At 64.2% G+C, this 8,507-nt stretch carries 9 protein-coding genes; 1 reads left to right on the forward strand and 8 read right to left on the reverse strand.

Features of this window, described 5'->3' with window-relative positions; translation table 11 throughout:
- Window positions 1-13: 13 nt before the first annotated feature.
- The 3 genes from ACWKY3_RS08445 to ACWKY3_RS08455 form a co-directional block, all read right to left on the reverse strand.
- Window positions 14-922 (reverse strand): electron transfer flavoprotein subunit alpha/FixB family protein, encoded by a 909-nt coding sequence (locus ACWKY3_RS08445; protein WP_449315979.1) that lies wholly within the window; start codon window positions 920-922, stop codon window positions 14-16.
- Window positions 922-1,680 carry an electron transfer flavoprotein subunit beta/FixA family protein gene (locus tag ACWKY3_RS08450; RefSeq protein WP_449315980.1) on the reverse strand — a complete coding sequence of 253 codons (759 nt, stop codon included), beginning with the start codon at window positions 1,678-1,680 and terminating at the stop codon, window positions 922-924. The genes ACWKY3_RS08445 and ACWKY3_RS08450 overlap by 1 nt, the downstream gene beginning before the upstream one ends.
- A gap of 107 nt (window positions 1,681-1,787) precedes the next feature.
- On the reverse strand, window positions 1,788-3,068 hold the full coding sequence (locus ACWKY3_RS08455; RefSeq protein ID WP_449315981.1) for an SLC13 family permease: 1,281 nt from the start codon (window positions 3,066-3,068) through the stop codon (window positions 1,788-1,790).
- A gap of 236 nt (window positions 3,069-3,304) precedes the next feature.
- Between ACWKY3_RS08455 and ACWKY3_RS08460 the strand changes: the two genes are divergently transcribed.
- Window positions 3,305-5,317 (forward strand): sigma-54 interaction domain-containing protein, encoded by a 2,013-nt coding sequence (locus ACWKY3_RS08460; RefSeq protein ID WP_449315982.1) that lies wholly within the window; start codon window positions 3,305-3,307, stop codon window positions 5,315-5,317.
- Between the two features lie 17 nt (window positions 5,318-5,334).
- Here ACWKY3_RS08460 and ACWKY3_RS08465 read toward each other — a convergent pair whose 3' ends face one another.
- From ACWKY3_RS08465 to ACWKY3_RS08485, 5 genes are all read right to left on the reverse strand, one after another.
- Window positions 5,335-6,123 (reverse strand): biotin--[acetyl-CoA-carboxylase] ligase, encoded by a 789-nt coding sequence (locus ACWKY3_RS08465; protein ID WP_449315983.1) that lies wholly within the window; start codon window positions 6,121-6,123, stop codon window positions 5,335-5,337.
- Window positions 6,124-6,176: 53 nt separating this feature from the next.
- Window positions 6,177-7,043: a triphosphoribosyl-dephospho-CoA synthase gene (locus ACWKY3_RS08470; protein WP_449315984.1), complete on the reverse strand. Its 867-nt coding sequence runs from the start codon at window positions 7,041-7,043 to the stop codon at window positions 6,177-6,179.
- Window positions 7,044-7,067: 24 nt separating this feature from the next.
- A complete protein-coding gene (madM, locus tag ACWKY3_RS08475) occupies window positions 7,068-7,823 on the reverse strand; it encodes a malonate transporter subunit MadM (RefSeq protein WP_449315985.1) in 756 nt (251 codons plus the stop codon).
- A 21-nt stretch (window positions 7,824-7,844) separates the two neighbouring features.
- On the reverse strand, window positions 7,845-8,234 hold the full coding sequence (madL, locus tag ACWKY3_RS08480; RefSeq protein ID WP_449315986.1) for a malonate transporter subunit MadL: 390 nt from the start codon (window positions 8,232-8,234) through the stop codon (window positions 7,845-7,847).
- Between the two features lie 63 nt (window positions 8,235-8,297).
- Window positions 8,298-8,507: biotin/lipoyl-containing protein (locus tag ACWKY3_RS08485; RefSeq protein WP_449315987.1), on the reverse strand; the 210-nt coding region annotated here is incomplete at its 5' end.

Here is an 8,507-nt window from a genome sequence, read left to right on the forward strand (position 1 = left end):
TGCGCGCTGCGCCCTAGCTTCCAAGCGCCGCCGCAAGCGCGTCGGACACCTCGAACAGATCGCCGGCCACCGCGTAGTCGCATGCCGACATGATCGGGGCCGAAGCATCCTTGTTCACCGCCACGACCACCTGCGCGCCGCGGATGCCCACCGTGTGCTGCACCTGGCCCGAAACGCCCAAGCCCACATAGAGCTTCGGCGCCACCTGCGCGCCGGAAAGGCCGATGTAGCTTGGGAACCAGTGATGGTCCTCGGCAAGGCCGCGCGTGCAGCCCACCTCGGCGCCCAACGCGCCCGCCAGGCGAAAAGCCGCCCCCAGCTCGTCTTCGGTCGAAAAGGCCATGCCCGCGCACACGATGCGCTCGGCCTTCGTCAGATCGGCGCCCCCCTTCTCCAAAGGTTGGACCTCGACAAGCTGCATGCGCGCGTCGGGGTTTCCGTCCACGGCGACGATGGGGGCCTCCGCACCGTCGGACGCGAGCGGAGCCCACGCGCCGGGCGCGACGCTGACCACCCCGAAGCCCTCGATGCGCTCGCAACGCACCACGGCGCCGCCGTACGCAAGGCGGGAAGCGGACATGCCCCCTCCGTCGATATGCAGCTTCGACGCCTCGCTCACCATGGGCGCGTCCAGGATGCCGGCCACCCGCGCCGCCATATCGCGCCCCGTGGCGTCTCCGCACACGACGAACGCGCACGCGGCACGCTCTTCGAGCAGGGCCGCGACATCGGCCGCGTACGCTTCGGGCAGCGGATTGCCGCCTTGCACGTGCACAACCTCCGCGCATCCAAGGCTCCGATAGTCTTGGGCATCCTGGCCGCCCGTCGTCACCACCGCCGCACGATGCCCCGCCTCCCTCACGCAAGCCAGCGCCTCGGCCGCAAGCTCGGGAGAGGAACCGAACACGAACACCTCCGCCATCACAGCACCCCTTCCCTTTTAAGGGCCTCGACCAGCTTCGACGCCTTCTCGGCTGCCGAATCGCCCTCCACCAGCACGTTCTTCCGCTCGCTCACGTATCCGGATTCGCCCTCGATCGCTATGCCGGTGGATTCGTCGATGCCGAGATCGGCGGCGGCCAGCTCTTCAACCGGCTTCTTCTTGGCTGCTAAGACGGACTTGAGGCCCGGGATGGGCGCCGGATTGATCTCGGGGAGCACCGACACGACCGCAGGAAGCCGCAGCCGCACCGTTTGCTCGCATCCGTCCATGCGTCGGCGGACGAGAGCCGTTTCGCCTTCCATCTCAACCGACAGCACCGACGTGGCGACCGGCCAATCAAGCAGCGCCCCGGTCCGCGAGGCTGTTTGTCGGGCGTAATCGTCGCTCGATCCCTCCGAGCACACGACGAGCGCCACGTCGCGGTCGCGGGCCACCGCCGCTATCGCGCGCGCCGCCACCGCCGCGTTCGCAGATCCCGATGTCTTCACCCATATGCCGGCATCCAAACCTCGTGACAAAGCGTCGACAAACCCTTTCCTCGTCTCGTCCGCGCCGCATGACACGCCGAAAACGCTGCCGCCCGTCTGCTCCGCTATGCGCCGGCCCGCCTCGATGGCGTTTTTGTCGTAGTCATTGATCTTGCGGGAGGCCATGCCGAAGTCGACCGAAAGGTCGTCCCCTATGCGCACGTCGGCTTCGTCAAGCACCCACTTGAAGCCGACCAGCACGTCTGCCATAGTTTTTCTCCTTTCCTTTCCTGCATCTCCCCGCAGACGAAACGCGTCCCGGGCTTCTCGTCGGTTATTCCATGCAAAACCGTGGCCAACCCATCTTCGGCACGCGATCAGGATGCGCCGTACAGCATGGGCACGAACACGATGATGGCGGCCACCAGCAGCACGCACAGAGGAGCGCCCACCTTGAGGTAATCGCTGAACCGGTAGCCTGCCGACAACGTAAGCGTCATCGGAGGAGAGCCAATGGGGGTGGCAAGGCACACGCTGGCGGCCAAGACGATGCCCACCGCCATGGCGAGGGGGCTGAACCCCAGAGTCTCCGCCAAGAACAGGCCCATCGGTGTCAGCATGGCCACCACGGCGGTGTTGCTCATGAAATTCGACAGGATGGCGGTGATGATCACCATCGCCCCGAAGATGACGAGCGGACTCGCAGCCTCCCCGCCGCAGAGGCCGATGATGGCATTCGCAACGAGCACGCCGGCTCCCGACTCCTCCAATCCTGCGGAAAACCCCAAGGATCCGCCCAGGATGATCACGGCAGACCAATCCACGTTGCGCACGACGCTTTGCAGGTCGATGCAGCGCGTCGCAATGAGGAACAGCGCGCCTGCAAGGGCCACGGCTCCCACCGTCCACACACCCGTCACGAACCCCACAACGCATGCGGCGAACGTCGCCAACGTGACGAGGGCCTTTTCCGGCGACGCTGCGCGCGCATCGGTCGCCTTCGCATCGTGCGGCGGGCCTTCTTGCCGCCCGGAAGCGTCCGACTCGTCCCTTAGCAGCCGGCGTCCGACCGTGGCATAGTAGGCAATGCCGATGACGAACAGCGGAAGCCCACCTTTGAGCAAGGTGAAGAAGCCAAGCCCCTGCTCCCCCGCCCCCTCGAGGATGCCCTGAGCGACCAGCTGAGGGGTGGATCCGACGAGCGTGAGGTTGCCTCCCAAGATGGCGGCGGCGCCCACCGGCATGGCCAACCCCCTGCGAAGCGAGCGCCTCCCGCTCGACTCGGCAACCGAATCGACCACGGGGAGGGTGGAGGCGACGATGGCAGTGTTGCTCATGAACGCGGAAAGCACGCCCGCGACCAGGGAAACCAAGGCGATAGACGATCGCTCGCCCAATGACGCGAGCCTTTCCAGCACACCCCCCATGCGATCGACGACCCCCGTTTCGCACACGGCCTGCCCAATGACGAGCATGCCCGCCACCATCATGAGTGTGTCGTTTCCGAACCCGGCGAACGCCTGGTCGAACCCGATGATGCCGAACACCGCCATGGCCAAGGCCCCCAACAGCGCCGTGGCCGGAAGCGGCAAAGCCTCCGTGACGAACAGGACCATGACAACCGCCAATATGATGAGCGCGACAGCCGCCTGCGACACGAGCGAGCACCGCCTTTCCCACGCTTGCCGAACCCTTCATCCCCATTCCTTGCAAAACGCTGGCCAATGAACCTGAAGAAAGTCCCAGCTGGACGGAGGCGCATCTTCTGAAAAACGGAAGACCGGGCGATCATCTGTCCCGTTGTGTCCCACGCGAAGAACCTTATGTTTCAATTTGTATCGTTTTGTCTTAAAATGCCGTCCATACTTTTCAAGAACGTGGAAGAAGGCGGCGCATGGGCATCGATCAATACGACGGGCAAGCGATCCGCGCGCTTAAGGAACGCGTGCTTTCAGGGGGACGGCTCACGAAAACCGAGCCATTCGCCCACTTGGCCGAGGAGTGGCTTCGCTCCCAGGCAAGCGGCGCAAAGCGGCACTGCATGCGCCTCGACGACTCGAAGCGCAATCTCAGAGTGTTCGACAACCTTGATCGACAGCACTTCACCCACCTCGCGTACATGAAGGAGTACTATAACGCGAAGAGCAACTTCTTCAAAAGCCAAGGCGCCGCCTTGCTCTATTTGGATGAAACGCTTTCGGTGTTCTACAAAAGCGGCGACCGAGAGCTTCTCGACAAGCTCAAGCAGCAGGGCGTGAGGATGGGGTCGGTGCTGTCGGAGCAAAACGTGGGCGCGTTCGTGGCGAACCTGGCACGGCAAACCCCGTTCGTCACCTTCATCCGCATCGGAGAAGAGAACTACCTTGATTTGTTCTGCGACTACGCCTGCTACGCACGATTCGGAGCACAGAGAGATTCTAAGTTCGCCACAGTGAACCTCGTGCTTTTGCCGCTGGAGCACCTCACCCATCAAGTGCATGAGTCCATCTGCTATGCGCTCAGCGTGGAGGATTTCGCGTTCAAGAACCGTCTGCTCTATCCCGCCATCGAACAGCGAATCGGCCTTTTGGAGAAATCGGCGAACACAAGCCCCGAATCATTCCTCCTTGTGAACAAACGCGGCGAGGTGGTGTTCGTCGACCGCCTGTTCGAGCAAGAGTTCGGACGTGCGCCGTCGTCCTCGAACGGCGAGCCCCTTGAAACGTTCATGCCCGAACTCAAAGAGTACCTCGCATGCCTTAAGGGAAGAGCGCACGTCCCTCGCGAAAGGTTCATCGAGAACAAACGCGGAGAAAGTCATTTCTACCCCGTGAACTGCCAGCGCATCCGCGAAGACGACGGCTCCGTTGCCGGGCTTAAGATAACCATATCGTCGCCTCAACCGGCGCGCAACAGCGCATCGAGGTCGGCGCTGTTCACGTTCGACGACATCAAAGGCGAGGCGCCTGCGTTTCTCCGGGCCAAGGAGACGGCCGCCTGCGCGGCTGCCAGCCCGAGCAACGTGCTGATCACCGGCGAAAGCGGCACCGGCAAGGAGATGTTCGCGCAGGCCATCCACAATGCCAGCTCGCGCAAAAACGCGCCGTTCATCCCCATCAACTGCGGCGCCATCCCCAAAGAGCTCATCGGCAGCGAGCTGTTCGGCTACGAGGAGGGCGCGTTCACAGGAGCGCGCAAAGGCGGCGCGCCCGGCAAGTTCGAGCAGGCCAACGGCGGCACCGTCTTCCTCGACGAGATAGCCGAGATGCCGCTTGACATGCAAAGCTTCCTTCTGCGTTTTCTGGAGGATGGCGTGGTGTCGCGCATCGGCAGCAAGAAGCTGCTCAAGCTGGATGTGCGCATCATCGCCGCAACGAACAAGGATCTGCGCAGCTGCGTCGAGCGCGGCATGTTCAGGCTCGACCTGTACTTCCGCCTGAATGTTCTGCGTCTTGAGCTGCCGTCTTTGCGCGATCGCGTCAACGACATGGAGCCTCTTGTCCTGCACTTCCTGGCCAACCTGTCAAGACGGCTCGGCAAAGACGTGCGCTCCGTTGATCCGGCGGTCGTCGATCTGTTCTGCCGCTACTCATGGCCCGGCAATCTGCGCGAGCTGCGCAACATCCTCGAACGCTGCGTCAATGCGAGCGAGACGTCAACGCTCGCCATTGATTCGATGCCCGCCGACGTCGTCGCCGAACTGCGCGCGAACGGAAAGCCCCAAGCGCCGCAGGCGGACGTCGCGCAAGGCGACGATGCGCGCCCCGCGTCCGCACCGGTTGCCTCCGGATTCAGCTACAAAGACTACGAGGCCGATCTCATTCGCCAGCTCATGATCGAGCATCGGGGGAACAAGTCGCTTGTAGCCCAGGAGATGGGCATATCGCGCAGCACCTTGTACCGCAAACTCGCCCGCCTGGCACGCTAGCTGCCGAAAGGCGCCCGCTACACCTCGAACACCAAATCGCCGGAGAGGATCGCGCGAACGCCCTCGCCGGGGACCTCGACCAGAAGCTGCCCCTCCTCGTCGATGCCCAAGGCGGTGCCGCTCACCTCGCCGTCGACGTCGCTTACGCGCACCGGCTCGCCCAAGCCGATGGCGTGATCGATCCATGAACGTCTGATCGGGGAGAACCCGTCCTCCAGAAGGCAGCGGTAATTCGCCTCCAGCCTCTCGAGCACCGCGCAGGCGCACGCCATGCGCGACACGGGGGCGCCGGCAAGCTCCTGCAAGCTGGCCGCGATGCCGGAAAGCTCCTCGGGAAACGAGGCCGCACCCACGTTGATCCCGATGCCCGAGCTCGCCCAAGCCACGTGATCGCCCTCGACGGCCATCTCCGCCCGAATGCCGCAAAGCTTGCGCCGCCGGAACGGGCCGCTCGCCGCCAGCACGTCGTTGGGCCACTTGATGCCCACGGAAAAGCCCAAATCGCCAAGCGCCTCCGCAACGGAGACCGCCGAGGCCAGCGTCAAAAGGGGAACGCGCTCGGGCGACAGGTCGGGCCGAAACAGCGCCGTCATCCACACGCCCTCGCCCGGCGGCGAGTACCATCGACGGTCGAAGCGCCCCGACCCCGCCGTTTGGCAGTCGGCCACCACCAACGCGAACTCGTCCTCGCCCTGCTCGGCCAGGCGCTGGGCCTCCGCCATCGTGGTCGTCACCGTCTCATAGGAATAAACGCGCCAGGGGCTTTCCGCCCCAAGGCGCTCCTCGATGTCTTTCGCTTCGAGCACCCTTTTGCCCTTTCCTCGAACGGCCGCGGACGCAGCCCGCCCCGCCCGCGCGCCTAGCGCACCTCAACGGGAAACGCACCGTTCTCCCATAGGTAGCAGGCCACCGTGGCCGACAGCAGATCGGCGCTGCCGCCCGGGCTCAACCTGCGCTCGCGGCAATAACCGTCGATCCTTCCGTACGCCTCGCGGCCCGCATCGGTGAGAAGCCCGCCCAAACGGCACGCTTCGTCAGCCAGGGCGCGCAGCCCCGAAAGGCCTTCGGGTCCGCCGCGCCAGAGCACCGTGGTGTCCTCCGCTTCCCGCATGATATGGAGAAGCGCATGCCGCAACGACTCGGAAAGCGTCAACCCCGCCGCGAACGCCTCGCGCAGCGCGGGCAAACCCTCGCGCTCAACGTGCGGAAACCCCGCCTCCGCCTCCCCGCGAACGCCCGTGGCGCCAAAAGCCCGGTACAGCTTCTCACCCGCCGTGACGGGCTCCTTCACACCGCCCAGCTCTCGCTCGACAATCCCGCAGGCCGCCCCCCGCACGCACGCGAACACCTCGGGAAGGAGCACCTCGCCCCGCCGACGATGGACGTTGGCGGCAGCTGCGGACAGCAGGCCGAGAATGAACAGTGCGCCGCGCTGCGTGTTCACCCCGTGCGTGGCCTTGAGAAGCTCGTCTTCCGCGACCACGCCAAGACGGCGAACCTCCCGCAGAAGCTCGGGAGGCTCGCCGTCGAAGCGTAAGCCCATATCGACGATGCGGTAAAAATGCGGGAGGAGGGCGACGGAGCCGCTCATGAACGTCAGGATGCTCATGTCGTCATGGCTTCCGTTGCCGTCGGAGCACACAAGGCCCGGCTTGCCCGGCGTCGCCACCTCAAGCAGCAGCCCGTGCATAACCGGCTCCGTCAAACGCCAGCAAACCGCGTCCACGCCCTCCCCTTCCGCAGCATTTTGCTAGAACAGCATCGTCATCGCCAGGTACAGGACCGACGGGCACAGAAGGCACCCAAGGCCCGTGTAGAACGTGGCCGTCATGGCCCCGTACGGCACAAGGCGCGCATCGGTGGCCGCAAGGCCCGCCGCCGTGCCGCTCGTGGTGCCCATGAGGCCGCCGTAGATCATCGCAGCCTTGGGGTTATTGAGCCGCAGCGGCTTCGCCAGCACCGGTGTGGCAATCATGACGACGATGGACTTGATCACGCCGATGGCGATGCTGATGGCCACCACGTCGGAGGAAGCCCCCACCGCAGCGCCGGTGACCGGCCCCACGATGAACGTGACGGCACCGGCTCCGATGGTGGTCATGCTGGCCACATCCGTGTATCCGAAGATGAAGGCGAACACGACGCCTATGATGAACGCCAGCACCACGCCGATGAACAGCGAGAGGATTCCAGGAAGTCCCGACTTCTTGATCTCCTCAAGCCGCGCGCCGAACGCCGTGGAGATGATGGCGAAGTCGCGCAGCATCGAACCGCCCATGACGCCCAGACCGCTGAACAGCGAAACGTCGCTCAAACCCTTGCTGCCGCCGGTGGTGATGCCGCCAATGAAGGCGAGCACCAGTCCCAGCACAATGGCGATGGCCGAACCGTGGATGCGGCCCTTCGTCAGCTTGGAGATCCCGTACGAGATCCACATAACAACGCCGACCACCGCAAACGACATGACCAAGCCGTAGCTTGACATGATCCCGCTAATGATCCCCATGATATCCATAACGCGTCACCCCTAATCTTGCTCGATGGGAGGCAAGGGATCCGAAGGCTTGCCCAGTTTCTGCAGCACGGGAACCAAAAGCAGCGGAATAACCACCGCCACGATCCCCGCGATGATGGCGAGCACCCCGCCGCCGGTGATGGCCGACGCCACGTCCTGGCATGCCGTCATCGCCACCACGATGGGAATGTACATCGCGCTCCAGAACGAGATGCCCTCTTGAGCCTTCTCGGAGAGCTTGCCCTCCTTCATGAGCTTGCCCGAAATCAGGATGAGCGCCAGCATGGCGAAGCCCACGCCGCCGACGTTCGAGTTCACACCCGTTATCACGCCGAGCACGTCGCCGCAGAACAAGCCAAGGAACATGCAACCGGCAAGCAAGGCCAATCCGTAAACAACCATGTCGTGCCTCTTTTCAATCGACGGGCGCGGCGCCTTGTCATCAGGGCGCCGCGCCCCCATCCGCTACTCGATGACGAACATCACGTCGCCCGCGTTCACGCGGTCGCCGACGGCGAAGCGGACCTCCTTGACCGAGCCGTTGGCCGGGCAGGCGATGCTCTGACGCATCTTCATGGCCTCCATGACACCGAGGACGTCCTTCTCATGCACCTCGTCGCCCACCTTGACGTTGATCTCGAGCATCTTTCCGGGAACCCTGCTCTTCACGTCCAT

This window comes from Rubneribacter sp. (assembly GCF_965361815.1).

Coding starts and splice junctions, on each gene's coding strand:
- ACWKY3_RS08445 (WP_449315979.1), bottom strand. CDS start 922: ATGGCGGAGGTGTTCGTGTTCGGTTCCTCTCCCGAGCTTGCGGCCGAG.
- ACWKY3_RS08450 (WP_449315980.1), bottom strand. CDS start 1,680: ATGGCAGACGTGCTGGTCGGCTTCAAGTGGGTGCTTGACGAAGCCGAC.
- ACWKY3_RS08460 (WP_449315982.1), top strand. CDS start 3,305: ATGGGCATCGATCAATACGACGGGCAAGCGATCCGCGCGCTTAAGGAA.
- madM (WP_449315985.1), bottom strand. CDS start 7,823: ATGGGGATCATTAGCGGGATCATGTCAAGCTACGGCTTGGTCATGTCG.
- madL (WP_449315986.1), bottom strand. CDS start 8,234: ATGGTTGTTTACGGATTGGCCTTGCTTGCCGGTTGCATGTTCCTTGGC.